The 25,791-nt window shown below is 52.8% G+C and carries 24 protein-coding genes; 17 read left to right on the top strand and 7 right to left on the bottom strand.

The window, feature by feature from the left end:
* Positions 1–34: 34 nt before the first annotated feature.
* From GQ51_RS03555 to GQ51_RS03540, 4 genes are read right to left on the bottom strand one after another with little or no spacing between them, the layout of a single operon-like run.
* Positions 35–955, bottom strand: a complete 921-nt coding sequence (locus GQ51_RS03555) for a histone deacetylase family protein (protein WP_047549852.1) — start codon at positions 953–955, stop codon at positions 35–37.
* 6 nt (positions 956–961) lie between these two features.
* Positions 962–1,861 (bottom strand): ribosome small subunit-dependent GTPase A, encoded by a 900-nt coding sequence (gene rsgA, locus GQ51_RS03550; protein ID WP_235276159.1) that lies wholly within the window; start codon positions 1,859–1,861, stop codon positions 962–964.
* Between the two features lie 7 nt (positions 1,862–1,868).
* Positions 1,869–2,180, bottom strand: coding sequence for a c-type cytochrome (locus GQ51_RS03545; protein ID WP_047549846.1), 312 nt, complete (start codon positions 2,178–2,180; stop codon positions 1,869–1,871).
* A gap of 24 nt (positions 2,181–2,204) precedes the next feature.
* Positions 2,205–3,455, bottom strand: coding sequence for a M48 family metallopeptidase (locus GQ51_RS03540; protein ID WP_047549842.1), 1,251 nt, complete (start codon positions 3,453–3,455; stop codon positions 2,205–2,207).
* A gap of 182 nt (positions 3,456–3,637) precedes the next feature.
* Between GQ51_RS03540 and orn the strand changes: the two genes are divergently transcribed.
* Positions 3,638–4,198: an oligoribonuclease gene (gene orn, locus GQ51_RS03535; RefSeq protein ID WP_200884391.1), complete on the top strand. Its 561-nt coding sequence runs from the start codon at positions 3,638–3,640 to the stop codon at positions 4,196–4,198.
* Between the two features lie 202 nt (positions 4,199–4,400).
* Here orn and glgA read toward each other — a convergent pair whose 3' ends face one another.
* Positions 4,401–5,858, bottom strand: coding sequence for a glycogen synthase GlgA (gene glgA, locus GQ51_RS03530; RefSeq protein WP_200884390.1), 1,458 nt, complete (start codon positions 5,856–5,858; stop codon positions 4,401–4,403).
* A gap of 88 nt (positions 5,859–5,946) precedes the next feature.
* Between glgA and GQ51_RS03525 the strand changes: the two genes are divergently transcribed.
* Positions 5,947–6,342, top strand: coding sequence for a CrcB family protein (locus GQ51_RS03525; protein WP_052177687.1), 396 nt, complete (start codon positions 5,947–5,949; stop codon positions 6,340–6,342).
* Between the two features lie 148 nt (positions 6,343–6,490).
* Positions 6,491–6,976, top strand: a complete 486-nt coding sequence (locus GQ51_RS03520) for a glutathione peroxidase (protein ID WP_052177686.1) — start codon at positions 6,491–6,493, stop codon at positions 6,974–6,976.
* Positions 6,977–7,087: 111 nt separating this feature from the next.
* Here GQ51_RS03520 and GQ51_RS03515 read toward each other — a convergent pair whose 3' ends face one another.
* Positions 7,088–7,915, bottom strand: a complete 828-nt coding sequence (locus GQ51_RS03515; RefSeq protein ID WP_047549834.1) for a pyruvate, water dikinase regulatory protein — start codon at positions 7,913–7,915, stop codon at positions 7,088–7,090.
* Between the two features lie 48 nt (positions 7,916–7,963).
* On the bottom strand, positions 7,964–10,336 hold the full coding sequence (gene ppsA / locus GQ51_RS03510) for a phosphoenolpyruvate synthase (protein ID WP_081987076.1): 2,373 nt from the start codon (positions 10,334–10,336) through the stop codon (positions 7,964–7,966).
* Between the two features lie 373 nt (positions 10,337–10,709).
* Between ppsA and GQ51_RS03505 the strand changes: the two genes are divergently transcribed.
* The 14 genes from GQ51_RS03505 (at position 10,710) to GQ51_RS03440 (ending at position 25,741) form a co-directional block, all read left to right on the top strand.
* Positions 10,710–11,714 carry a beta-ribofuranosylaminobenzene 5'-phosphate synthase family protein gene (locus GQ51_RS03505; RefSeq protein ID WP_088178124.1) on the top strand — a complete coding sequence of 335 codons (1,005 nt, stop codon included), beginning with the start codon at positions 10,710–10,712 and terminating at the stop codon, positions 11,712–11,714.
* An 84-nt stretch (positions 11,715–11,798) separates the two neighbouring features.
* A complete protein-coding gene (locus GQ51_RS03500) occupies positions 11,799–12,716 on the top strand; it encodes an NAD(P)-dependent methylenetetrahydromethanopterin dehydrogenase (RefSeq protein WP_047549827.1) in 918 nt (305 codons plus the stop codon).
* An 83-nt stretch (positions 12,717–12,799) separates the two neighbouring features.
* Positions 12,800–13,963, top strand: coding sequence for an ATP-grasp domain-containing protein (locus tag GQ51_RS03495; RefSeq protein WP_052177685.1), 1,164 nt, complete (start codon positions 12,800–12,802; stop codon positions 13,961–13,963).
* A gap of 94 nt (positions 13,964–14,057) precedes the next feature.
* Positions 14,058–15,038: a methenyltetrahydromethanopterin cyclohydrolase gene (gene mch / locus GQ51_RS03490; RefSeq protein ID WP_052177684.1), complete on the top strand. Its 981-nt coding sequence runs from the start codon at positions 14,058–14,060 to the stop codon at positions 15,036–15,038.
* A gap of 136 nt (positions 15,039–15,174) precedes the next feature.
* Positions 15,175–16,062, top strand: coding sequence for an ATP-grasp domain-containing protein (locus GQ51_RS03485; RefSeq protein WP_047549824.1), 888 nt, complete (start codon positions 15,175–15,177; stop codon positions 16,060–16,062).
* Between the two features lie 25 nt (positions 16,063–16,087).
* Positions 16,088–16,936 carry a triphosphoribosyl-dephospho-CoA synthase gene (locus GQ51_RS03480; RefSeq protein ID WP_047549822.1) on the top strand — a complete coding sequence of 283 codons (849 nt, stop codon included), beginning with the start codon at positions 16,088–16,090 and terminating at the stop codon, positions 16,934–16,936.
* Between the two features lie 93 nt (positions 16,937–17,029).
* Positions 17,030–17,983 (top strand): UDP-glucuronic acid decarboxylase family protein, encoded by a 954-nt coding sequence (locus tag GQ51_RS03475; RefSeq protein WP_047549817.1) that lies wholly within the window; start codon positions 17,030–17,032, stop codon positions 17,981–17,983.
* Positions 17,980–18,945: a glycosyltransferase gene (locus tag GQ51_RS03470; RefSeq protein WP_047549815.1), complete on the top strand. Its 966-nt coding sequence runs from the start codon at positions 17,980–17,982 to the stop codon at positions 18,943–18,945. The genes GQ51_RS03475 and GQ51_RS03470 overlap by 4 nt, the downstream gene beginning before the upstream one ends.
* A complete protein-coding gene (locus tag GQ51_RS03465) occupies positions 18,942–19,328 on the top strand; it encodes a GtrA family protein (protein ID WP_047549812.1) in 387 nt (128 codons plus the stop codon). Before GQ51_RS03470 ends, GQ51_RS03465 begins: the two co-directional genes overlap by 4 nt.
* A complete protein-coding gene (locus tag GQ51_RS03460; RefSeq protein ID WP_047549809.1) occupies positions 19,325–19,921 on the top strand; it encodes a hypothetical protein in 597 nt (198 codons plus the stop codon). Before GQ51_RS03465 ends, GQ51_RS03460 begins: the two co-directional genes overlap by 4 nt.
* Positions 19,922–20,048: 127 nt before the next feature.
* Complete coding sequence (locus GQ51_RS03455) at positions 20,049–22,118, top strand: hypothetical protein (RefSeq protein WP_047549806.1); 2,070 nt, start codon at positions 20,049–20,051, stop codon at positions 22,116–22,118.
* An 80-nt stretch (positions 22,119–22,198) separates the two neighbouring features.
* On the top strand, positions 22,199–23,365 hold the full coding sequence (locus GQ51_RS03450) for a nucleotide sugar dehydrogenase (protein ID WP_047549803.1): 1,167 nt from the start codon (positions 22,199–22,201) through the stop codon (positions 23,363–23,365).
* 85 nt (positions 23,366–23,450) lie between these two features.
* Positions 23,451–24,635: a glycosyltransferase family 4 protein gene (locus GQ51_RS03445; protein WP_047549800.1), complete on the top strand. Its 1,185-nt coding sequence runs from the start codon at positions 23,451–23,453 to the stop codon at positions 24,633–24,635.
* Positions 24,632–25,741: a glycosyltransferase family 4 protein gene (locus GQ51_RS03440; protein WP_327037007.1), complete on the top strand. Its 1,110-nt coding sequence runs from the start codon at positions 24,632–24,634 to the stop codon at positions 25,739–25,741. The genes GQ51_RS03445 and GQ51_RS03440 overlap by 4 nt, the downstream gene beginning before the upstream one ends.
* The last annotated feature ends 50 nt before the right edge of the window (positions 25,742–25,791 follow it).

Here is a 25,791-nt window from a genome sequence, read left to right as displayed (position 1 = left end):
GCTTTTTTGTATAGAGTGAATATGAGTAGCGGCATCAGCTTAGAAGTGCCTCGACATGGCTGCAAACCGCACCGCCCAGAGTGCCGAGGTTATAGCCGCCTTCCAGTGATGAAATGACCCGGTCTTGCGCATGCCGCGCTGCAACTTGCCTGATGAATTGCGTCATCCAGCCATAGTCGGCATCTGTCAGTCCCATATCCGCCAGCGGGTCATCGGCATGTGCGTCAAAGCCGGCTGAAACGTAAATGATTTCCGGCTTGAACTGATCCAAAGCGGGCAGGAATTCCTGCTCAAAGGCCTGCTGGAATTCTCTGCGACCTGACTTTGCCGGCAGCGGGATATTCAGCATCCTGTCGCTGCGCGTTTCTGCGCCGCGATGCGGGTAAAACGGGTGCTGAAAGGTTGAGCACAGCATGACGCGCGGGTCGTTCCTGAAGATATCTTCCGTACCGTCGCCGTGATGTACGTCAAAATCAATGATCGCGGCACGCCTGATGCCGTATTTTTCAAATGCATGCGCCACCCCCGCTGCCACATGGTTGAAGATGCAGAATCCGGCGCTGTTGGCGCGGCCGGCATGGTGTCCGGGCGGCCTGGTGCAGCAAAAGGCATTGTCCGCCATATTGCGCATGACCAGGTCGGTCGCAAAGATGACGGCGCCGCTTGCGTGGGCCGCCGCCGACAGGCTCATCGGCCCCATTGCGGTGTCCGCATCCAGCCTTACCAGGCCTGCTCTGGGTGACAGGGTGCGTATTTTCTGGATATAGGCGCTGCTGTGTACGCGCTGCAGCTCCCTGTCCGTGGCAAGGGGGGCTTCGTAAATATCGAGTTTCTGGTAAATGCCGTTCCTGATCAGGGCATTTTTGATTGCATTGATCCTGGCGGGCGATTCGGGGTGGTTGCCATCCATCACATGCAGCAAGGTATCCGGGTGCGAGATGAATGCAGTTTTCATGATGGTTTAGCGGGAGATTTCTGTACGCAGCATTTTATAAATTGCCAGCCTCTCCGCTGAAATGTTGCCGGCGGCTGTGGCTGCGGTAATGGCGCAATCCGGCTCCTGCAAGTGTTTGCAGTTGTTGAAGCGGCATTTACCCAGAAATGGCCTGAATTCGATGAATGCATGTTCGAGCTCATCAGTGCTCAAATGGTGCAGGCCGAACTCCTGCAGGCCGGGCGAGTCGATCAGGATGCTTTCAGTATCAAGGCGGTACAGATGGGCGGCTGTCGTCGTATGTTTGCCGCTATCGAGCACCGTGCTGACTTCCTGCGTGCGCACGGACGCATGCGGCAGCAGCGCGTTGATCATGGTGGACTTGCCCATGCCGGACTGGCCTACCAGAATGCTGACCTCACCCTGCAGATATGGCCTGAGTGCAGAAATATCCTGCTTGGCCGATAGCGGTAATACCCGATAGCCCAGGCCTGTGTACAGCGCCAGCTTTTGTTTTGCATTATCGTTGTCGGCTAAATCACATTTATTCAGCACGATCAATGCTTTGATTCCGGCGGCTTCCGCCGCGATCAGGCAGCGGTTCAGCAGCGCTTCATAAAAACTGGGCTGTGTCGCGAGCACGATGATGATTTGCGTGACATTGGCTGCCAGCATTTTGCTTTTGAATGCGTTGCTGCGGTACAGCAGGGTCGTGCGCGGCACGATGTTTTCGATCACACCTTCATGCTTGTCAGTAAGCTTTACCGTCACGCAGTCGCCGCAGGCAACATCGGTTTTCTTGCCGCGGGTCACGCAGCTGATGCGCTGGCTGGTTTCGTTGAGTTCAACTTGGTAGCGTTTTCCGTAAGCTGCCACTACTGTGCCTTGCAAGTCGCTGTGCGCTTGCGTGTTGTCGGGAGATTGCACTGGTGAATTATTCGGTAAATTTGTAATAGGTCTGGTTGAGGTATTTGGCAACGTTCAGTTCTTCGTCTTCAAACCATTTCAAACCCAGCATGGTATTGCAGTTGCGGATCTGTGCCACCAGCCCTTTGGCAGTCTGCACCTTGTGGTAATCACGCGTGTAAATTGCCGAGCCATCGCCGCCATAGCTTGAAGCATGGCAGCTGATACAGTGTTTTTCAACCAGCGCTTTACCTGCGTTCGCATCGGCAGCCTTGAAGGGTTCTGCCTGGGCATAGCCATTTACGAGCAGCAAGCCAGTGATTAAGCATAGTGATTTCATATACAACGCCTTTTAAGCAGTAGTTCAGCTAGTATACGCCGCTAATTTTGAAATTCTAATACTCGCTGGCGGATGCGAGTCATAAAATGCAGAATGCAGCGGGTCCGGTGTCAATGTTGAGGCGTTATCACGGTAAAGTTTCACCAGTGCTTCAACCAGGCTCTTGGCACTTGCATGTTTTGCGGCGTAATCGTCAGCCTCAAACTCGTTTTTGCGCGAGTAGCTCGCCATGATCGGGCGCAGCAGGAACAGGAATACCGGTGATACGAGCAGGAACAGCAACAAAGCCATGTAGTTGCTTGCCTGTTCAATGCCCAGGCCGGCATAGAACCAATCCTGGTTCATGAGCCAGCCCAGCAGGGCCAGGCCGATGAAGCTTATAAAAAACATCAGCGCAATACGTTTGATGACATGGTGGTGCCGGAAGTGGCCAAGCTCGTGAGCGAGTACGGATTCAATTTCGTCGGCATTGAGCCTTTCCAGCAGCGTGTCAAAGAACACCACGCGCTTGGAGGCGCCAAACCCGGTGAAATAAGCATTGCCGTGGCTGCTGCGTGCGGAACCATCCATCACGAACAGGCCTTGTGATTTGAAACCGCATTTTGTAAGCAGGGTTTCAATTCTCTGTTTCAGCGCTGCATCTGCCAATGGCGTGAATTTGTTGAAGAAAGGGGCAATAAACGTCGGGTACACCGCGAGCATCAGGAGATTGAATACGCTCCACACCACCCACAGGTACAGCCACCAGTAGCTGCCTGCGCCCTGCATCAGCCATAAGGCGGCAAACAGGATAGGGGCGCCAAGCAGCACGCCTACGATCGTATGTTTAATGAGATCGCTGTAGAACATGCGGCGTGTCATTTTGTTAAAGCCGAATTTCTCATCCACGGTGAATGTTTTGTAGTAATCGAAAGGGATGTCAATCAGGCTGCTGACGATCATGGCACTGCAGATCACCAGCGCGCCGCGTGCAATTTCATGAGCCGGCAGCAGACTGCGCCAGATTTCATCGATCAGCTGCAGGCCACCGCCTACGGTAAGCAGTGCCAGCAGTGCTGCCTGGGCTGTGGCTTCGGTAATGACGAGTTTTGTTTTTGCATTGGAATAGTCAGCGGCTTTCTGATGTGCTTCGAGGGAAATGCTGCCGCTGAACGCAGCCGGCACTTCACTGCGGTGCGACTGCACATGTGCAATATGGCGATTGCCAAGCCAGACGCGAATGCCGGTTGTAAGCAGCAGCAGGGTGATAAAAGTGAAGGTAAGTGTATAAGCCATTGTTAATCTGGTTCTTTAAAATTCAGTTTGTGAAACCTTGGCATGGGCAGGTTGTGCAGTATTCACAGGCACGGACGTTCATGTAAAGGTTTCTTTTAAGTTAATATTATGTATTGTGAAGCATTTTGTAGATAATGGTTCACGCAGTTTGCTTTATAACGCTAATTTTAATGGAAATCATGATGACAGCATCAAACAATGGAACGAATCAGAATAATTTAATTTGGCTTGATATGGAAATGAGTGGTTTGCTACCTGATTCTGACCGTATTCTGGAGCTGGCGGCAGTGGTGACTGATGCCGAACTCAATGTGCTGGGCGAGTCGCCGGTTCTGGTCGTGCATCAAAGTGATGCTGTGCTTGACGGCATGGATGCCTGGAACAAAGGGGCGCATGGCCGCTCCGGCCTGATCGATAAAGTGAAGGCTTCCACATTGACTGAGGACGATGCATCGGCACAGATGATAGAGTTCCTGAAGCAGTACGTGCCAGCCGGCAAGTCACCGATGTGCGGCAATTCCATCTGCCAGGACAGGCGATTCATGGCGCGTTATATGCCGCAGCTGGAAAGTTATTTCCATTACCGGAACCTGGATGTAAGCGTGTTCAAAGAACTGGCGCGCCGCTGGAAACCTGAAATCTATTCCGGCTTCAAAAAAGCGAGTAAACATGAAGCGCTGGCTGATATCTATGAATCAATCGATGAGCTTAAATATTACCGTGAACACTTTATCGTTAAATAGCGAACACTGTTGATGCCGCTCCGAAGTGAGTGCCAAGACAAAAAAAGAGGGCGCCCATGTCAGTAGACGCCCGTAGGGAGAAAAGCAATAATTTTGGAGAAGCACGAGGCTCAGGTTTATTAAAGCATTAACCATGCCAAGCTGCATATTCCGGATATTGCGTATCTCCCGATTTTTTAACGATGAATCCTTTTGTGCCGCTTCAGGTCAGCTCACGGTACACGGCGAGGTATTCCTGAGCGCTTTTATCCCAGCTTAAATTCTGCGACATACCAGTTTTCTGGATCTGCAGCCAGGTGTCCTTGTCATGCCGGTACATCTCTACCGCACGCCTGATACAGGCGATCAGGCCGTCTGCGCTTGCCTCCACCATGACAAAGCCATTCGCAGTCCTGTTTGCAATATGGGTATGGCTGCTGTCGATAATCGAGTCAGCCAGTCCGCCGGTTGCATTGACGATAGGCGGTGTGCCGTAAGCCAGGCCGTAAAGCTGGTTAAGGCCGCATGGCTCAAAGCGCGAAGGCATGATGAACATATCACAGCCCGCCATGATCTGGTGTGACAGCGGTTCGTTGTAGCCTATGGTGACGCTGGCACGACCGGGGTTATGTGCGGCAATGTTCCTGAAAGACGCTTCCAGGCCCATTTCACCGCCGCCGAGCAGTACAAACTGGCAGCCCTGGTCTATTAATGACTGCAAATTCGGCACCAGCATGTCCAGGCCTTTCTGATGCGTCAGCCGGCTGACGACGCCCAGTAATGGTGCATGTGCATCGGCATCGAGCCCAAGGCTGTTCTGCAGTGCTGCCTTGACCTCCTGCTTGCCGGCTAAATGGTGGCTGCTGTAATTGCTGACCAGGTATTTATCATGTGCGGGATTCCATTCTTCGGTTTCAATCCCGTTGAGTATGCCCCTGATCTCATCGCTGCGTTTTGACAGCAGGCCTTCCAGGCCAAAGCCAAAAGCGGCGGTCTGTATTTCTTTTGCATAACGGGGGCTGACTGTGGTGATGGCATCAGCATAAAAAATGCCTGCTTTCAGGAATGAGAGCTGGCCATGATATTCAAATCCCTCGATCGAAAATCCGGCACTAGGCAAGCCCAGTGACGTTACCCAGTTAGGGGTGTAGCAGCCCTGGAAGGCCATGTTGTGCAGGCTGATAACGGATTTAGCCGTGCTATGCTCCGTCAGTTTCATGTAGGCGGGCGCCAGGCCTGTCTGCCAGTCGTTGCAATGCACGATATCGGGCTGCCAGCCTTGGATCGGGGAGTGCCCGCTGGCCAGTATCGAAGCGACTTTGGACAGCACGCCGAAACGCACCGGGTTGTCCTGCCATTCCAGCCCATTCTGGTCTGCATATGGCCCGCCATTGCGTTCGTACAGCGACTCTGACTTGATCACCATGACTTTGACGCCGGTATCCTGGATGGTGCCGAGCAGAAGCTCAACATGGTCAACGTGCGGTAAATGATGCAGAGCGCCAATGGTGTGCAGGTCGGCCAGCTGATTCAGGACGGGTGGGTAGCCAGGCATCAGTATGCGGACATCAACCCCTAACCTTTGCAGTGCATTCGGTAATGAACCGCTGACATCAGCCAGGCCTCCGGTTTTAATCAGGGGGAAAACTTCTGAGCTGACAAATAATACTTTCATTGGCATGATTTTCTCGTTAAAGTTCTGTGAATACTTGCAACGCCTGCTGGCGTCTGTAATTCTACTATACGAAACATAACGGTGCGGCCAGAAGATGAATCCAGTGATCAGTTTTACTAATATGTTGGCAATCGGTGCCGGTGCTGCCTTGGGGGCCTGGTCAAGATGGGGGTTGGGGCTAGCCCTGAATAATATATTGCCTGACCTGCCGTTGGGCACGCTCGCCGCAAATTTAATAGGGGGCCTGCTGATGGGCGTGGCGATGGGCTTGATCGGCGTCGGCAGCCTGGATGGCGCCAGCCTGCGGCTGTTTGTCACGACCGGGTTTCTGGGCGGGCTGACTACATTCTCGGCGTTTACCGGCGAGAGCCTGGCACTGCTGCACAAGCAGGAATATGCATTGGCGCTGCTGCATACCTGCGGCCATGTATTTGGCGCGTTGCTGATGGCAGCGGCAGGGGTCGCTTTTATTCAGTATTTAAAACATTAGGTGCTATGCACCGGAATTTTATTGCATATTTTCAGTCTAGTAGCTGTATGCAATGAAACTTGAGCGAATCAATATGAACCGATTTCAACATGTACTAAAGCACGGTCAGAAGATCGTGTTATCTACTCTCTTATTAACGGTGACACATATGGCAAATGCTGCGTGTACAGAACTCTATAACCATCAGTTTACAACTTTGCAGGGTGACAGAATCAACCTGTGTGATTACCAGGATAAACCGATCCTGGTCGTGAATACGGCAAGCAAATGCGGCTTTACGCCGCAGTTCGAGTCACTGGAAGGGTTATACGGCAAGTATAAGGATAGGGGCTTGCTGGTGGTGGGCTTTCCATCGAATGATTTCAGGCAGGAGCTGAGTGATGATAAACAGATCGGCGATTTCTGCAAACAGACCTATGCGGTTAAATTCCCCATGATCACCAAAACGGTTGTGAGCGGTGTTAATGCCAATCCTTTTTATAAGCAGCTCAAGGCGAGAACGGGCCAGGCGCCCAGCTGGAATTTCTTTAAATATGTGATTCTGCCCGGCGGTAAGGAGGTCTATGCTTACAGCAGTGACGTGAAACCCGATGCGCCCGAGATTGTAGGGAAGATCAAACCTGCATTGAAATAAGGCGGTTTCCCCGACTTTTGGTCATAAAGCTTTAATTATAAAAAAAGGAACTTGAATCCAAGTTCCTTTTTTTGTTTGCAGCATCGGTGTATTGGCCTGGCCGGAGGGCGCTTAGCCTGCCGCTTTTAATTTTTTCTCGGGGCGCCGGATTTTTTCGATAATAATTGCTGAAAGCTCTTCAACCGAACGGCTGGTGGAGTCTGCCCATGTGATGCCGGCATTGCGCATGAGGGTTTCTGCCGTGGCGATCTCTTTGCGGCAGTTATCCAGTGAAGCGTAAAAACTGCCGGACCTGCGTTCATTGCGCACGGCGTGCAGGCGTTCAGGCTTGATGGTCAAGCCGAATATTTTGTCTACGTGCTTGTTGAGTATTTCCGGCAGATGACCACGTTCAAAATCTTCAGGGATCAGCGGATAGTTGGCCGCTTTAACGCCGAATTGCATGGCCAGGTAAACGCTGGTCGGGGTTTTGCCGCAGCGTGAAACACCAATCAGAATGACCTCAGCCTGCTCCAGCCCGTTGTTGGTCATGCCATCGTCGTGGTTCAGCGTGAAATTCACGGCTTCCATACGGTCGTTATAACTGCTGCCCATGACGCTGTGCGCAATCCCGGCGCCTGTCAGCGGCGGCTGCTCAAGCTCTACGCCGAGCGGATCGATGAAGGTGGTGAACAGGTCGATAAAGTAGGCATTGGACTGCTTGATCATGTTGCGAAGGTTCAGGTCACCTAATGACATGATCACGACAGGGCGTCCACCGTCCGTCTGCTCAGCGCGCAGTATCGCATCCTGCGCCAGTTTGATTCTTTCCGGTGTATTGGTGAACGGCAGGCGCTCCTGGGTAAAGTGCGTATGCGGAAAATGTTCCAGCAACTTACCCAAAGAGCCTGCCGTAATGCCGGTACCGTCAGAAATAAAGAAAGCGGTGCGGTTTATCATGCTCTGTTATCCAATTCCTGAATTATCCGGGTGATGTGCAGCGAAAGCTTATTTTTTGGTCAGTCTCTGCCATGTGGCAACCACGGTGTCAGGGTTCAATGACACGGATTGAATGCCTTCAGCAACCAGCCATTCTGCAAAGTCAGGATGGTCTGATGGGCCCTGGCCGCAGATGCCGACATATTTGCCTAAACGGTTACAGGTGCTGATTGCCATTTTGAGCAGCACTTTCACGGCATCGTTACGCTCATCAAAGCCGTCAGCCAGAATACCTGAGTCACGGTCCATACCCAATGTCAGCTGTGTCAGGTCGTTGGAACCGATTGAGAAGCCATCGAAATATTCCAGGAACTGTTCAGCCAGCAATGCGTTAGATGGGATCTCGCACATCATGATCAGGCGCAAGCCATTGTCGCCGCGTTTGAGGCCGTTAGCAGCCATGATTTCGGTCACGGCCTTAGCTTCGTCCAATGTACGTACGAAAGGCAGCATCAACTCAACGTTAACCAGACCCATTTCATCGCGTACTTTTTTCATGGCTGCGCATTCCATGGCAAAGCACTCTTTAAAGTCTTCCGCCATGTAGCGCGCCGCACCGCGGAAACCGATCATCGGGTTTTCCTCGTCTGGCTCGTAGATTTCACCGCCAACCAGTTTTTTGTACTCGTTGGACTTGAAGTCTGAAGTACGGACGATCACTGGTTTCGGATAGAACGCAGCAGCAATGGTGGCAACGCCTTCAGCGACTTTGTCGATATAGAATTGTTTTGGTGAAGCATAGCCGCGCGCACGGTTTTTAACGATGGTCTGAACGGCAGCCGGCATCGCATCTACATTCAAAATCGCTTTCGGGTGAATGCCGACCATGTTGTTGATCACGAATTCCAGGCGAGCCAGGCCAACACCGTCATTTGGTGTCTGCGCAAAGCTGAACGCCATATCCGGGTTGCCGACGTTCATCATGATCTTGCAGGGTGGTTTAGTGAGCGCTGCGGTTGCCTGTGTCGATACCTCGTATTCGATCGCGCCGTGGTAGACAAAACCGGATTCGCCTTCAGCGCAGGATACGGTAACGATTTCGCCTTCACGCAACACATCGGTTGCATTGACTGCGCCTACAATCGCCGGGATACCCAATTCACGCGCGATAATCGCTGCATGGCAGGTACGGCCGCCGCGGTTGGTTACCAGGGCGCTGGCACGCTTCATGACCGGTTCCCAGTTCGGGTCGGTCATGTCTGCCACGAGCACATCGCCAGGCTGCACCAGGTGCATTTCAGCCGGATCCAGCACGATACGCACCGGGCCCACACCCACTTTCTGGGTGACGGCGCGACCCACCGCTAATGGTTTCTCGCTGTGTTTGTTGAGCTTGAATGTTTCAGTCACGTTGTTTGCAGCCTGTTGTGATTTGACTGTTTCCGGACGTGCCTGCAGGATGTAGAGCTTGTTGTCGATACCGTTTTTGCCCCACTCGATATCCATCGGACAGCCGTAATGGGCTTCGATCTGCGTGGCGTAACGTGCCAGTTCCAGCACGTCTTCGTCGGACAGTGAATAACGGTCGCTCTCGGCAGGGTCAACATCAACGGTATGCGTACTTTTGCCAGCGCGCGTGGCGTCGCTGAAAATCATTTTGATGAGTTTGGAACCCATGGTGCGGCGCACGATTGAAGGTTTGCCTTGCGCCAGTGTTGGTTTGTGAACGTAGAACTCATCCGGGTTTACCGCACCTTGCACCACGGTTTCACCTAAACCATATGATGATGTGATGAATACCACGTCTTTGAAGCCTGATTCCGTATCGATCGTGAACATCACGCCGGCACAGCCTATATCGCTGCGCACCATTTGCTGTACGCCTGCTGAAAGCGCTACATCCGCGTGTACAAAGCCCTTGTGTACACGGTATGAGATTGCGCGGTCGTTATAAAGTGAAGCGAATACTTCCTTGATGGCATGCAGGATGTTGTCCAAACCGTGAATGTTCAGGAAAGACTCCTGCTGGCCGGCAAATGAGGCGTCAGGCAAGTCTTCAGCGGTAGCGGATGAACGTACTGCAAATGTGGCGTCTTTGCCTGATTTTTCGATCAGTATCTCGTAGTTTTCCTTGATTGCTTTTTCAAGTGCAGCCGGAAACGGTGCTTCCATAATCCACTCGCGAACCTTTTTACCGCAGATAGCCAATGCTTGCGTGTCATCGATGTTCAGGTTATCCAGCTCGGCGTTGATTTTGTCATCAAGGTTATTCTGAGCCAGGAATTCACGATATGCGTCTGCTGTAGTCGCGAATCCGGTAGGGACGCGCACACCTTTTGCGGATAATTGTGAAATCATTTCGCCTAAGGAAGCATTTTTACCTCCGACAGAAGGTACATCTATATTGCGTAGATTTTCAAATGGAATAACGTGGGCTGACATGATAGTTCCTTAGATGTTCAAACGAGTAATTTGGTTAATTCTTTATAGTCCGCTTTTAAAACATATCGCAGAAAATCTGTGAAATTTGCGTTTGAAAAGGGTGATTAAATAGTAGTTTTTGTTGTATAGGTCTTATTTTGCCTAATTATGCCGATGTTGTCACCTGATAATGCTCAGATTGAATAAATCTTTTGCAAAGCAAATGGCTGGAATCGCTGAATCTGATTCATTTTGCGCTGACCGTTTGTGATATATGAAAATAAATGACTGTCAGCTAAAATGCAGGTGCATAACATGAAATAATACTAAATATAATGCAACATTTTAAATTACATAACACGCCTGTCCGGCACCGGTGGCAATTGGAAAAACGATGACTGTGAGAATGGGGATGCAGTTGACTGCGCGAATGAAGGTGCAGTGCAGCGGACGTCTGCACATGGGATTTTTTGACCTGCATGGCGGCATAGGCCGCAAGTTCGGCAGTATAGGCTTAAGCCTGGATGAACCGTCCCTGGCAATTGAGGCGGGTGCGGCCGAACGCCTGAATGTAACCGGCGCGCCGGCGGTGCCGGGAACCGTGCTTGCAAAAGCATCGGCAGTTGCGCAGCAGCTGCTTAACCGGCTTGACCTGGCCGGCAGTGTTGATCTGCATGTCAGCCAGCATATACCTGAGCACGCGGGCCTGGGTTCCGGGACGCAGATAGCGCTTGCCGTCGGGGCGGCGATCAGCCATTTATACCAGCTTGACCTGAATGCAAGGCAAATCGCAGCGCTTGCGGGGCGCGGCAGGCGCTCCGGTATCGGCATCGCCGCTTTCGATCATGGCGGATTGCTGATCGATGGTGGGCGCAGCCTTGCCCCAGACGCCAATCCTGTGCCACCTTTATTGGCAAGATACCTGTTCCCTGAAGACTGGACAATATTACTGGTCTTTGATGCGACACAGCCTGGTATCCATGGGGAGCAGGAAAAGCTTGGCTTCAACCAGCTGCCGGTTTTCCCCGAGAACCTGGCGGCACATCTATGCAGGCATGTGCTGATGCAGGCCATGCCGGCGATTGTCGAGCGTGACCTGGCCGCATTCGGCCATGCCATACAGGTATTACAGCAGCATGTGGGCGATTACTTCGCTCCGGTACAGGGTGGCCGCTACGCCAGCCCACTGGTGGCCGGCGTGCTGCATTACCTGCAGCAAGCCGGTGTGGCCTGTTTTGGCCAGAGCTCATGGGGGCCAACCGGTTTTGCCGTGTTTGAGAACAGCGCGACTGCTGAGGTGTTTGCGCAGCAGCTGCAGGCAAAGTTTACTGACCAGGCCTTGTCCTGGAAACTCTGTAAAGCCAATAACCGGGGAGCGGATTTGACGTTTCAGGTTTAAAAGGATTGGCTTCAATGGCCGGGCTTAATATTCAAGCGTTAAGCCGGGCAGGTGTTTAATTAACTCAATTTTAAGGTTGTTACCATGGAAAAACCCAGCATTTTGCATTTGTTCACGGCAGCTAAAAATGCCAGCCCATTTGATGTCAATATGGCCTTTGACGCTGGTTTTGACAAAATCATGCCCTATACCAGCGTTGAGCTGGCCGAAGTCGCCGGGCTGACACAGGATGCGATTTTCTCGCGCAGCCCGTCAGGTGTGAAACGTGAAGGTATTTTTATTGGCGGGCGGGACATCGATCTTGCCATGCAGATGCTGAAAGCAGCCAAAAACGCGATGTTTTCTCCGTTTGCCTGCTCGGTGTTTGCTGACCCATCCGGCGCATTCACAACTGCCGCAGCGATGATCGCCAAGGTTGAAACGCACCTGAAAGCCAAATTCGGCGAAGACCTGAGCGGTAAAACACTGAGCGTGTTCGGTGCCACTGGTCCGGTAGGCGGCTGTGCCGCCATCATAGCGGCGAAACAGGGCGCGAATGTGCAGCTGGTTGCGCATAACTCGGTCGCAAGAGTAGAAGCAAAAGCCCAGGCCTGGAACAGCGAATACCAGATCAGCCTGCAAGTGGTTGATGGCAGCAGCGATGAAAAGAAAGCCGGTATCGTGGCGCAGGCAGATATCGTAATCAGCGCGGCGGCGGCTGGAGTGCAGGTGCTTAGCCTGCAGCAGCTGACACAATCCAGGCGCCTTAAAATCGCGGCGGATGTGAACGCTGTGCCACCTAGCGGGGTGGAGGGCGTGGATGTGAGCCATGATGGTATCCAGCTTGCCGGTACCGGTATTTTCGGCATTGGCGCACTGGCGATCGGCCAGCTTAAATATGCAACACAGCATGCGTTATTAAAACAAATGCTGCCGCAGGATCAGACCCAGGAGAGGATCAAGTATCTTGAGTTCATGGCGGCATTCAACCTGGCACGAGAATTATCAAACAATCAGTCCTGATCATAGCGCTGTCAGCGCGTCCATTCGCAGAGGCTGCCGCAAGGTCTGGTTATGCCGTTACGGCAATTGACGCTTTTGCCGACATGCAGACTGCCGCACTGGCCGAAAAATCGGTAGCGGTTGCGTATGGCCGTCATGGTTTTGATGCCGAAGCGCTGATGGCGGCGGTTGATGGCCTGGATTTAAGCCGCTATATCGGTTTTGCCTACGGCAGTGGTTTTGAGGGGCAGCCGCAGCTGCTGGCAAGATTATCCGAAAAGCTGCCGCTGATCGGTAACTCGCCCGATGCGGTGGCCGCAGTCAAGCACCCGGCTACTTTTTTTGCGGCATTAAAGCGGCTCGGTATCCGGCACCCCGACGTGTGTCATTCACTGCCCGAACCGTGCCCGCATGATTACCTGATAAAGTCCGGCGGCGACTGTGGCGGCACGCACATCCGCGTTGTCAGCCGGTTGCGGCCTGTGCTGGCTGACAATGATTACTACCAGCGCAGGATTGACGGTCAATCGGTATCGCTATTGTTCTTAGCCAATCCGCATGGTGTGGAAATCATCGGTTTTAACGAGCAGTGGCTGAGCCCGGCAGTTCATGCCCCGTATCGTTACGGCGGCGCGGTCAGCAATCCGGTATTGGCGCCCGGTGTCCGGGAGCAGCTGATGCATGCTGCGGAGATGCTGGCGCGTGAATTTGGTTTAACAGGCCTCAACAGCCTTGATGCGATTGCGCCAACTGCCAACGTAGATGCTGCCGCAACGGCTGACAGCCCGGTGTTTGTACTCGAGATCAACCCCCGCTTAAGCGCAACCGTGGATTTATACAGCGCTGCTGCGAGCAGGCTGTTTGCGTGGCATGTGCAGGCATGCCTGAAAACGCATAGCCCGAACCTGCATGGTCGGCGTTCGTATGACCAGAATCCATATGACCAGCCCCAGATGCATCAGCCCCAGATGCATCAGCCCGCCCGGCAGCATAACGCGCATGCCATTGTGTATGCGGCGGCGGCGCTGGAGCTTGCTGCGCCGGTGTCATGGCCGGATTGGGTGACGGATATACCGGCATGCCATGAAAAACGCCTGTCCGTACCTGCCGGTGAGCCTGTATGTACGGTGCTTGCCAGTGCCGGCAGCGCTGATGCGGCGAAAAAATTAGTGCAGGCTAGGGTAGAAACGATGCAAAGTTTATTACAATCACTTAATGGAACTGCCGGTGCGAATGGTTTCAGGTGCACCTCAGCGCAAGGCCTTTAATTTAACGAATGTTTCTAAAATAATGATCTCTAAGACGGTTTTTTTTAAATCATATTTCTCAATCCAATCATTTGGCAGTAAAAAAGGATAAATCGTGCAGAACACACAGGCATCACCATCATCAATAAAACAGGCAAGCGTGAACCAGCTTGCCGTGCCTTTGGTTAACCGGTTATTGCAGCAGGCGGATACATTGCAGCTTGGCATTTCCAGGCATGAAACAGGCTGCACCATAGTGGATGCCGGTATTCAGCATGCAGGCAGCGCCGAAGCGGGCAGGCTGATCGCTGAAATATGCATGGGCGGCCTGGGTAGCGTGGCCTTGCAGGCAGACCATCGTTTTGCAGGCTGGAACGAAGCCATCGCCGTAACTTCGGCTGAGCCTGTGCTGGCCTGCCTTGCCAGCCAGTATGCCGGCTGGGCGCTTAGCCATGAAAAATTCTTTTCACTGGGCTCAGGGCCGGCGCGTGCCTTGGCGCAGCGCGAGGATCTGTTCAAAGAACTGGCTTATGCGGATAGCGCCGCCAGCACCTGTATCGTGCTCGAAACCGATAAAGTGCCGCCAGTGCAGGTGATTGAAAAGATCGTGCGCGACACCAAGGTCGCTGCTGAAAACCTGACCGTGATCTTAACGCCAACTACCAGTATTGCCGGTGTGGTCCAGATTGTCGGCCGTGTGCTGGAAGTCGCGTTGCATAAAGCGCATACCTTGCATTTCCCGCTGGAAAATATTGTCAGCGGCACCGGGCTGGCCGTCCTGCCGCCAGTCGCCAAAGATTTCATGACCGCGATGGGACGTACCAATGATGCGATCCTGTTCGGTGGGGATGTGCATCTGCAAGTGCGCGGCGATGATGTATCTGCGGCCAGGCTGGCAGCAGACCTGCCGAGCAGTGCTTCAAAAGATTACGGCAAGACTTTTGCCGAAGTGTTCAAGTTTTATGAAATGGATTTCTATAAAATTGACCCGATGCTGTTCAGCCCCGCTAAAGTGACCGTTACCAACATCGATACCGGCAATGCGTTTGAAGGCGGCTACCTGAATGCCGATTTGATTAACCTGTCGTTCTCTTGAGCTTTAAGCACAATTTTAGCCGCAGATGCACGCAGATAAACACAGATGATTTTGCTGAAATTCACAGGGGCAACCTTAATGTTTTTACCCGTGCATCTGCATTCATCTGCGGCTATCTGGTTTTAGGATCGATTGATTGAAAATCCCGATTTTTACCGATGAGCCCGGCTGGCAAGGTGCGCAGCTGAAGCAGGCGTTTGCCGGGCGTGGCATTGAAACCGTGTTTGTTTCATTGCAAGACTGCATCATTGACCTGTCGCAGCCTGTACCGCAAATTACTATCCCCGGCCTGGATACGCTGCCCAAGGCCGCTTTTGTGCGCGGCGTTGCGGGCGGTACCATGCAGCAGGTGATTACGCGCCTGAATGTGCTGCATATGCTGAGCAGGCTGGGCGTGCGCGTGTATAACCATCCACAGGCCATCGAGCGTACTGTGGATAAGGCGATGACCAGTTTCCTGCTGCGTATGCATGGCGTGGCAACCCCTGCTACCTGGGTGTGTGAATCCAGGGCGCAGATAGCTGCTGTCCGGCAGATGACGGGACAGCAGCCGCTGGTGCTCAAACCCTTGTTCGGCTCGCAGGGGCAGGGGGTGCGTAAACTGCTGGCTGATGAACCGCTGCCGGTTCCTATGCAGCAATATGTGGATGGCGTTTATTATCTGCAGCAATTCATAGAAACGACAGATAAGCCGCACGACTATCGCGTATTTGTAGTGGGCGGCAAGGCGATTGCCGCGATGAAGCGCCTGGGTGAAAGCTGGGTGAACAATGTGGCCTCCGGCGGGCGCTGCGAGTCGATACAGCCTGATCACCAGATGCAGGAGCTGGCTTTAAAAGCGGCACAGGCGCTGGATATCGATTACTGCGGCGTGGATGTCATCCAGGCCGCAGATGGCAGCTATCAAGTACTTGAAGTGAACAGTATCCCAGCCTGGCGTGGCTTGCAGGGTGTGACGGATTTCAATATTGCCGAAGTGCTTGCCGATGATTTTTTACATCAATCCGGCATTTACGGCAAGTAGATGCGTGTGGCAATAAGGAAGACTCGTGGAATCAGGAAAATTCACCCCATTACAATTAGCTGCCGCTTACAAAGCCGCCTGCATGGGGGAGCTGCAGGCGCTTAAACCCGGTAATGTCCATGCGTTTGCCGATGGACACGGCATGACGGTACAGGATTTTATCCTGAGTGCCGATGTGACGGCTGAAATTATCACGCGTGCCGGTTTGACCCCTGGTGAGCGTATATTTCTTGCGGCAGAAGCCACAAAAAAGGCGGTAGGCCAGAACACCAACCTGGGCGTGCTGCTGCTGTGTGCGCCGATCATCGAGGCAGCCATGCATGTATCCGCCAGCCAATCGCTGGCACAGTGCCTGAACCAGGCATTGTCTGCGCTGACGGTCAGCGATGCGGAATACGTGTCAAAAGCGATTGTGCTGGCCAGCCCGGCGGGGCTAGGTACGGCTGACCAGCATGATGTGCATGAAAAACCGCATGTCAGCCTGCTGGAAATGATGCGCTCTGCCCAGGATCGGGACCGTATTTCATGGCAATATGCCAACAGTTTTCAGGATATCATGGCGTTCGGCATAACACGTTATACCGATGCGCTGATCAAGTGGGGCAATCCGGCATGGTCGGCCACGGCTTTGTATCTGTCTTTTCTGGCGCATTACCCCGATACGCATGTCGTGCGTAAATACGGTGCCGCCTTTGCGGAAAGCCTGATGCAGGAAGCTTCGGTGTTTGAGCAGTTGCATCTTGCCGCTGAAAACCCTAAGCTGGTGCAGAAAAAACTGCTGGACTGGGATGCGTCGCTCAAACAGCGCGGCATTAATCCGGGTACCAGTGCCGACCTTACAGTCGCTACGCTTCTGGTAAGCGAGCTGCTTTAGCTATACTGGTATGGTAGGAACAATGGGCTTCAAAGCCAATAACGGTCTTGCATGATGCGTGGGAAAACCAGGTTAATTTTATAGGGGTATTGAATGCGTGTTTCTAACCGAAAAAGAGTGATGGTCACCGGGGGGGCTGGGTTTCTGGGCTCGCATCTGTGTGAGCGCCTGCTGAAAGAGGGTAACGATGTGCTCTGTGTCGACAACTTTTATAGCGGCACCAAAGACAACATAGTACACCTGCTCGGGAATCCGCATTTCGAGTTGATGCGCCATGATGTGACATTTCCGCTTTATATCGAGATAGACGAGATTTATAACCTGGCATGTCCGGCATCGCCGGTGCATTACCAGTGGGATCCGGTGCAGACGACTAAAACCAGCGTACTCGGGGCCATCAATATGCTTGGGCTCGCTAAGAGAACCAAGGCTAAAATCCTCCAGGCATCGACCAGCGAAGTTTATGGCGATCCTGAAGTGCATCCGCAGAAAGAGGATTACTGGGGGCATGTGAACCCGATAGGGATCCGCTCCTGCTATGATGAAGGCAAGCGCTGCGCCGAAACGCTGTTCTTTGATTACTACCGGCAGCATGACCTGGATATCAAAGTGGTGCGGATTTTTAATACCTATGGCCCGCGCATGCATCCGAATGATGGCCGCGTGGTCAGCAACTTTATCGTGCAGGCTTTGCGCGGTGAAGATATTACGATTTACGGCGATGGATCGCAGACCCGCAGTTTCTGTTATGTAGATGACCTGATTGAAGGCTTTTTGCGCATGATGGCGAGCGACCATGAAGTGACCGGGCCGATCAACATAGGCAACCCCAAGGAATTCACGATCAGGCAGCTTGCAGAAACCATACTGAAAATGGTCGGCGGACAGTCCAGCCTGATATTGAAACCATTGCCGCAGGATGACCCGAAACAGCGTCAGCCTGATATTACCGTTGCCAGGAATACCCTGGCCTGGGAGCCGCAAGTCGCGCTTGAGGAAGGCTTGCAGAAAACAATCGCTTATTTCAGGGAATGCCTGACACGATGAAACTGACCCGGCATAACCTGATAGTCGTGACGCCTGTTTATGAAGATGTTGAAGCCAGCAGCCGCTTGTTCAGGGAGCTGTCGGTTCAGTTCAAGGGCGATGTTTTCGTCGTGGCGGTGGATGATGGTTCGGTGAAGCAGCCTTTGGATATCGCCAGCCTCGAGCAGTCGGGTGTTGATGGCGTGGTGCTGAAACTGCGGCGTAATGTAGGCCACCAGCGCGCAATTGCGATCGGTCTCGGTTATGTTTCGGAGTATATACAGCCCGGGCAGCGTGTGGTGGTCATGGATTCGGATGGTGAAGACGTACCTGCCACCATCACCAGTTTGCTTGAGCAGCTTGAAGCCGATGACATTGACCTGGTGGTGGCGCAACGCAAAAGCCGCGTGGAAACTTTCCGTTTCAAAGCTTTTTATGCGGTGTATAAGGTGTTTTTCAGCATGATGACCGGCCGCGCCATCAGCTTCGGTAACTTTATGGCGCTTAAAGCCAGTTCCGTGAAGCGGCTGGTGGCGATGCAGGAACTGTCGATTCATATTGCAGGCGCCGTGCTGGCCTCAAAACTGCGTACCGCAGTTTGCCCGCTGGATCGCGGGGAGCGTTATGCCGGGCAATCGAAAATGAACTTTGTCGGCCTGGTGCTGCATGGATTCAAAGGCTTGATGGTGTTTGCGGAGGATGTGCTTGTGCGCGTGGGCATCGCCTGTGCCGTGATTGCCGCGTTTTCCGTGATTGGCGCTGTTGCTGCGATCATACTCAAACTGCTTGGGTTCTCAACACCGGGCTGGTTCTCAGTAGCCCTTGGCATACTGGTTTTAATGCTGCTGCAAACCGGCGCGCTGGCGCTGATGACATTGATGCTGACCGGTGTGATCCGCAGCGGCACCGTCACGACGGCGCTGGCCTATCAGGATTTTATTGCGAGCGTTACCGAAACAGATAATGGTGTGCATCAGGCATGAACAGTCACGCTAAAGAATTGATGCGTTATGCCATCAACGGCCTTGTCGCAACTGCGGTGCATTATGGCGCACTTTCGTATAACCTGCATGCGCTTGGCATGCAGTCTGCCGGCGCGGCCAACCTGGCTGCGGCAATGGTTGGCATTGCAGCGTCTTTTCTCGGCAGCCGTTATTTTGTCTTTAACCGCACCGATGAAGCCATGTTGCCCCAGGCATTGAAATTCAGCAGCCTGTATGCGGCAATCGCCCTCGTGCATGGGTCTGTGCTGCTGGTGTGGACAGACTGGCTGGGATTCGACTACCGGGCAGGGTTCCTGATTGCCACGGCCTTTCAGGTGTCGCTGAGCTATTTCGGCAACAAAAAACTGGTATTCAACGTATGAAACTGATACATGCCGCTATGGCAACGCTTGTGTTTATCACCTTGCTGCTGCTCATTTACTACGTACACATCCGCTATTTCAGTGTCGATGTCGTTTTCTATGCGGCAATCGCTGACGCCTTGCTGGCAGCGTTGCTTGCCGGCGTCATCCTGTTCACCGCCAGCGGTTTTCAGCGATTCAACCATTTTGAGAAAACGCAGCTGGTGATTATCTGGTTGCTTGCAGGTTACGCGTTTGCTATTTCGGTACCTACGGTCATTGACCGTTCGCTGTCGTTTTATATACTGGAGAAACTGCAGCAGCGGGGCGGCGGGATCAGGCTTGACAGCTTTGAGCAGGTTTTTACCAAAGAGTATGTCAAAGAGCACCGTCTGGTGGATGTGAGGCTGACTGAACAGTTGGCCTCGGGTACGATCCGGATCGAACATGGGTGCGTAACGCTGACTGAAAAAGGTAAAAAGATCGCATCGTTCAGCCGGGCATTCCGCCAGAACCTGCTGCCAAAGCAGCGCTTACTGATGGGGCAATATACGGATGACCTGACCAATCCATTTAAGAACAGCGTACCGGAAACTGATTACGCATGCCGATAGGCCGGCAGGCAGCAAGGTGGAGTCCAGGTTTTACAGGGGTTGCCCGGGCTTCATCAGCATGAACCCCGGATGAGCGAAATTCACGATATGAATCCACAATATGACCTATTGAAAAAGCATTGGAAGCATGCCGGCTAATCATGTGCAATTAATCAGGAAATCAGCCTTTTTCTGGGGTTTTTTTGCGCTTGCGTTCCTTGCCGTGCCTTACGCCGAGCTCGACCATATGCTGCTGATGCCGGGCGATATAGGCGATGGCCGGCTGAACAATTATTTCCTGGAAAATATTTACCGGTATATTCAGGGAAAATCGCCTTCACTGGTGCATTTAAGTTTCTTTTATCCTTTTCCCTATGTCCTGGGTTTCAGTGACAACCACTTCGGCTCCTCACCGGCCTACCTGCTTCCGCGGGCGATCACTGGCCAGGCAGATACAGCGTTCCAGATATGGTATCTGTTCGGCTATTTTGCTAACTACCTGGCTGCTTACTATGCGCTTCGCAAGCTGGACATAAGTGCATTTGCCGCTGCTGCCGGCGCTTTGATTTTTGCGTTTGCATTGCCGGTCACCGCGCACTCCGGCCATGCCCAGCTGCATTACAGGTTCGGTGTTCCGTTGGCGATTTCAGCGTTCATTCATTTCCTGGAAAGAAAAGACTGGCGATATTTTGCAGCTGCCGCCGCATGGCTGGTGTGGCAGTTTTATTGCACGATATATATCGGTTTTTTTCTATTGCTCATGCTGGCTGCCATGGCTTGTGTCTATGTATTCAGGTCATTAAAAGACAGCAGCGGCGGTATTAAAGCGATCAGCACTATGTTTGCGGATCGGTTCAGTAGACTGCCTGATGCCGAGCGAATCAGGCTGGCCGTAATTTTTGCAGCGCTGCTGTTTTTTACGGCAGTGCTGTTTTACCCATATCTGCGGGTCAGCCTGCTATATGACGCCAGGCGGCACTGGCATGAAATATCGAGCATGATGCCCAGGCTGCAAAGCTATTTCCTGGATGACTACTCTACACTATGGGCATCGCAATCCGGAATCTTTGCCAGCCTCCCCATGCGCCATGAGCACCAGATGTTTGTGGGCGCAGTGCCTATGCTGCTGGCGATCGGCGGCTACCTGCTGGGCCGCAGGCAAAACACTGGTTTGGCGTTTCCGCTGCTGAGCGGCTCGCTGGCTTTGCTGCTGGTGCTGACGCTCTCTATCGGCGGCGTGAGTTTATGGTATGTTTTCAGTAAGCTGCCGTTAGCCTCAGCCATTCGTGCCATGACGCGCATCATTCTGGTGTTCCTGTTTCCGGTGGCTTTCCTGGGAGCGGTTGCAATAGACAGGCTAAAAGCACGGTTAATAACAAAGCCGGTCTGGCGGCGCATGGCATTGTTTGTTATGGTGCCGCTGCTGGTGTTTGAGTTTGCAGCCACTGCGCCAGTCGTGTCTTCCAAAGCGGAGTGGCGTCACCGGCTGGAAGCCCGCGAACAAGCCATGCCGACTGGCTTGCCGCCAGGCGCCATATTGTTTTACGCACAGGCCGGCGATATTTTCTATGCGGATGAAATCGATGCGATGTGGGTGGCTTTGAATCATGGCTTGCCAACGCTGAATGGATATAGTGGTTTATATCCGCCCGGTTATTCTGTAGAGTTCGGTAATGACTGTGCTGAGTTGCCGCTGCGCATCCGGCAGTACCTGGGTTTTACCGGGCAGCTTGATAATAAAAAGGCGTATCAGGATTTAATGCATCGTATTGTGCCGGTCGGCTTTACCGGCTGCGATGCGGATTGGCTTGCGGATCGGCCTTATACGGTTGCCAGCCGTGCATACAGTGCGGATGAACTCAGCCGGCTGTCTTTGGAATATGCGAGGCGAGGTGCATCGGCAGGTAAACCTTATGTGCATGTCACGATTAAAAATAGCGGTCAACACAGCATATGTGCGGCTTCTGCAGTGAATAAGCCGGTACGTTTGTCATGGCGGGTGATTGGCGCCGATGGCAAGCCATTATCAGGCTGGGATACGCGTAAAAGCCTGCCTTATGACATACCCGCCAATGGCAGCGTCAATGTAAAGATACCGGTTCATGCAGAGCTGGCCGGGCGAGGGCGCAAGTTACAAATATCCGTAGTCCAGGAGTTCGTATTCTGGGGGCATGATATTGGCATACGCCCCCTGGAGCTTGATTGGGTGGCAGAATAGATATTCGGCATCTGTAGCCGTCAACAGCAGATATTCGAGTGGTATACAGTTCTTATTTTTAGTTGGGGGAAATTGGAAGTATGAAAATAGCGATAGCAGGAACCGGGTATGTCGGCATGTCTAATGGTGTATTGTTGTCACAGAACCATGAAGTGGTGGCGCTCGACATCATTCCTGAAAAAGTGGCCATGATCAATCGCAAGCAGTCGCCTATTGTTGATCCCGAGCTTGAAGACTACCTTAAAAACAAGCCGCTTAATTTCCGTGCCACCCTGGATAAGCAGGATGCTTACGCAGGGGCAGATTACGTGATTATCGCCACGCCGACTGATTACGACCCTGAAACCAATTATTTCAATACCCGCAGCATTGAGGCGGTCATTCGCGATGTGATGGCGATCAATCCTGATGCCGTCATGGTGATAAAGTCCACGGTTCCGGTTGGTTATACGCTGGCGACCAAACAGGCCCTTGGCTGTGACAAGCTGATCTTCTCGCCAGAGTTCCTGCGTGAGGGAAGGGCGCTTTATGATAATCTGCACCCTTCGCGTATCGTGATTGGCGAACGCTCCAGGCGTGCGGAAATCTTTGCCGAACTGCTCAGGGAAGGCGCAATCAAGCAGGATGTTGAGGTGCTTTTCACTGATCCGACAGAAGCCGAAGCCATTAAACTCTTCGCTAATACCTATCTTGCCATGCGGGTATCGTATTTCAATGAGCTCGATAGCTACGCACTTTCGCACGGGCTTGATACCAAGCAGATCATTAACGGTGTCTGCCTCGATCCCCGCATCGGCAGCCATTACAATAACCCGTCTTTTGGCTATGGCGGCTACTGCCTGCCTAAAGATACCAAGCAGCTGCTGGCTAATTACAGTAATGTGCCGCAGAACCTGATCCGCGCGATTGTGAGCTCCAATACCACGCGCAAGGATTTTATTGCCGAAGCCATCATCAAGCGCAAGCCGCAGGTTGTTGGTATCTACCGGCTTATCATGAAGGCGGGGTCTGATAATTTCCGCGCCTCCAGCATCCAGGGCATCATGAAACGCATCAAGGCAAAAGGCATAGAAGTGATCATCTACGAACCTGCGCTTGAGGAGAAAGAGTTTTTCCACTCAAAGGTGGTGAATGACCTGCATGAGTTCAAAGCCAAGGCTGACATCATTGTGACCAATCGCCTGTCAGAAGACCTTGCCGACGTGAGCGAAAAGGTATTCACGCGTGATCTGTTCGGCAGTGATTAAGGCAATATGCAGCCGTTATATTTTTATTGAAAGTCAGACATGCAGTGGTTAAAACAGGCATTCACGGGGATGCCGGCAGCATAATATGAAAGTGATTCTATCCGTCGACCCGGTGAAATATCCGCTTACAGGGATCGGCCGTTATACCTACGAGCTTGCCAGCAGGCTGCAGACCCGCGATGCGCTGGAACTGCTGCTTTTGTCCAATGACAGGTTTGTGTCTGAGTTGCCGTCGCATGCAGCTGCTGCTGCTGCCAATGCCACGCTGCATAGACCAACGCTGCCGGTGATGAAAAGCTGGCTCTACCAGCGTTTGCGCAAGAGTTATATTGCGGTAGAGGCCGCGAAGGCGATTAAAGATGCTATCAGCCGTCATGCGCTGAATAAACATAAAGATGCGGTATTTCATGGCCCTAATTTCTATTTAACCAGGTTCGACGGCCCCAGCGTGGCGACCTTCCATGATATTTCAGTATTTACTTTTGCCCAGTACCATCCACCGGAGCGTGTCAGGTTCATGCAGCGCCAGATGAAGCTGGCGATGGAACGCGCATCGATGTTGATTACGGTGTCCGCATCTGCCCGGGCGGAAATTGCATCATACTTTGCTTACCCGCTGGATAAGATCCGCGCCATTCCGCTTGCCTGTTCGGCTGATTTTCATCCCAGGAGTGAATTGGAAGCCAGTCCGGTACTGGAACGCCACGGCCTGAAATATGGCGGCTATACATTGTTTACAGGCACGGTGGAGCCGCGCAAGAATATTGACGGCCTGCTCGATGCCTATTCCGCATTGCCGCAAGCCATACGGCAGAGATGGCCGCTCGTGATCGCCGGTTTTCATGGGTGGCAGAGCGAAAAATTGCATGCGCGCATCAAGGCTGCGGCAGATGCCGGCTGGGTACATTACCTGGGCTATGTCACGAATGAGGAGCTGCCGTATCTGTATGCGGGTGCGCGATTGTTCGTGTTCCCCTCGCATTACGAGGGCTTCGGCTTGCCGGTGCTTGAGTCAATGGCGAGCGGCGTGCCGGTGGTCTGCTCGAACGTATCCTCACTGCCTGAAGTGGTGGGGGAGGCCGCGCTCACCTGTGATCATGACGATGTGGCGACGTTGCGGCAATTGATCGCCAGGGGCCTGGAAGATGAAGGCTGGAGAGCCGATGCCATCATCAAAGGCTTGCGGCGAGCGGCTGGATTCAGCTGGGATAGATGTGCAGATCAGACCATGCAGGTCTATCGCGAGCTTGCTGCAGGGAATCGGGCTTGATAAAAGTTCTGCATTTTTTCAAGACTTATTACCCCGACACCATGGGCGGTGTCGAGCAGTTCATTTTTCAACTGGCGCGTGGCTGCCATCGCAACGGCATAGAGAGTGTGGTGCTTTCCTTAAGCGAGCATGCGGATGATCATGTCATGCAGATGGACGGGCATCTGGCCTGTCGTGCCAAAACTGATTTTCAGCTTGCATCTACGCCGTTCTCGGTTTCCTGCTTCCGTAAATTTGCAGCGCTGGCTGCCGAGGCCGACATCATTCACTACCATTTTCCATGGCCGTTCATGGATCTGGTGCATTTTGCCAGTCGCGTCAAAAAACCAAGCGTGGTTTCATATCACTCGGATATCATTCGCCAGAAAAACCTGCTCAGGCTCTACAGGCCGCTGCAACGCAGATTTTTATCCAGCGTAGACCGTATCGTCGCTACTTCACCTAATTATTTTGCGACCAGTGATGTGCTGTCAGAATTCAGGCATAAAGTCAGCGTGATCCCGATAGGTCTTGATAAAGCCTCATACCCGCAGCCTTCAGCGGAGCGCCTGCAGTATTGGCAGACGCAGTTTACAGGCCGGTTTTACTTATTTGTCGGTGTATTACGCTATTACAAAGGGCTGCATATCCTGATCGAAGCGGCAAAAGGGAATGATTACCCGGTTGTGATTGTAGGTGCCGGGCCTATCGAGGCCGAGTTAAAGGCGCAGGCTGCCGGATTAGGGTTGAAGAATATGCATTTTCTTGGGCTGCTGCCTGACGAAGACAAGGTTGCCTTACTCGCATTGTGCTACGGCGTCCTTTTTCCTTCCCACCTGCGTTCCGAAGCTTTCGGCATTTCATTGCTGGAAGGCGCCATGTTCGGCAAGCCTATGATTTCAAGTGAAATTGGTACCGGTACCACCTATATCAATATTGCGGGTGAGACAGGCCTGGTTGTGCCGCCCAGCGACCCGGCGGCGCTCAGGCAAGCCATGCGGCATTTATGGGAGCACCCGCAGCAGGCGGCAGAGATGGGCGCCCAAGCCGAAGAACGCTACTGGCATTACTTTACGGCTGATAAGATGGCTGATGCTTATACCCGGCTTTATCAGGAGATGGTTTGAATGCCATCCGCAGCCAATGGCCGTAAAAGACAGGCCGATGGCTTTTAAGA

The sequence above is a fragment of the Methylotenera sp. G11 genome, assembly GCF_000799735.1.
Classification (GTDB): Bacteria; Pseudomonadota; Gammaproteobacteria; order Burkholderiales; family Methylophilaceae; genus Methylotenera.
This window is presented reverse-complemented; position numbering and strand designations above follow the sequence as displayed.

Coding starts and splice junctions, on each gene's coding strand:
- GQ51_RS03555 (WP_047549852.1), bottom strand. CDS start 955: ATGAAAACTGCATTCATCTCGCACCCGGATACCTTGCTGCATGTGATG.
- GQ51_RS03545 (WP_047549846.1), bottom strand. CDS start 2,180: ATGAAATCACTATGCTTAATCACTGGCTTGCTGCTCGTAAATGGCTAT.
- GQ51_RS03540 (WP_047549842.1), bottom strand. CDS start 3,455: ATGGCTTATACACTTACCTTCACTTTTATCACCCTGCTGCTGCTTACA.
- orn (WP_200884391.1), top strand. CDS start 3,638: ATGACAGCATCAAACAATGGAACGAATCAGAATAATTTAATTTGGCTT.
- glgA (WP_200884390.1), bottom strand. CDS start 5,858: ATGCCAATGAAAGTATTATTTGTCAGCTCAGAAGTTTTCCCCCTGATT.
- GQ51_RS03525 (WP_052177687.1), top strand. CDS start 5,947: ATGAATCCAGTGATCAGTTTTACTAATATGTTGGCAATCGGTGCCGGT.
- GQ51_RS03520 (WP_052177686.1), top strand. CDS start 6,491: ATGGCAAATGCTGCGTGTACAGAACTCTATAACCATCAGTTTACAACT.
- GQ51_RS03515 (WP_047549834.1), bottom strand. CDS start 7,915: ATGATAAACCGCACCGCTTTCTTTATTTCTGACGGTACCGGCATTACG.
- ppsA (WP_081987076.1), bottom strand. CDS start 10,336: ATGTCAGCCCACGTTATTCCATTTGAAAATCTACGCAATATAGATGTA.
- GQ51_RS03505 (WP_088178124.1), top strand. CDS start 10,710: ATGACTGTGAGAATGGGGATGCAGTTGACTGCGCGAATGAAGGTGCAG.
- GQ51_RS03500 (WP_047549827.1), top strand. CDS start 11,799: ATGGAAAAACCCAGCATTTTGCATTTGTTCACGGCAGCTAAAAATGCC.
- GQ51_RS03495 (WP_052177685.1), top strand. CDS start 12,800: ATGCAGACTGCCGCACTGGCCGAAAAATCGGTAGCGGTTGCGTATGGC.
- GQ51_RS03475 (WP_047549817.1), top strand. CDS start 17,030: ATGCGTGTTTCTAACCGAAAAAGAGTGATGGTCACCGGGGGGGCTGGG.
- GQ51_RS03470 (WP_047549815.1), top strand. CDS start 17,980: ATGAAACTGACCCGGCATAACCTGATAGTCGTGACGCCTGTTTATGAA.
- GQ51_RS03465 (WP_047549812.1), top strand. CDS start 18,942: ATGAACAGTCACGCTAAAGAATTGATGCGTTATGCCATCAACGGCCTT.
- GQ51_RS03460 (WP_047549809.1), top strand. CDS start 19,325: ATGAAACTGATACATGCCGCTATGGCAACGCTTGTGTTTATCACCTTG.
- GQ51_RS03455 (WP_047549806.1), top strand. CDS start 20,049: ATGCCGGCTAATCATGTGCAATTAATCAGGAAATCAGCCTTTTTCTGG.
- GQ51_RS03450 (WP_047549803.1), top strand. CDS start 22,199: ATGAAAATAGCGATAGCAGGAACCGGGTATGTCGGCATGTCTAATGGT.
- GQ51_RS03445 (WP_047549800.1), top strand. CDS start 23,451: ATGAAAGTGATTCTATCCGTCGACCCGGTGAAATATCCGCTTACAGGG.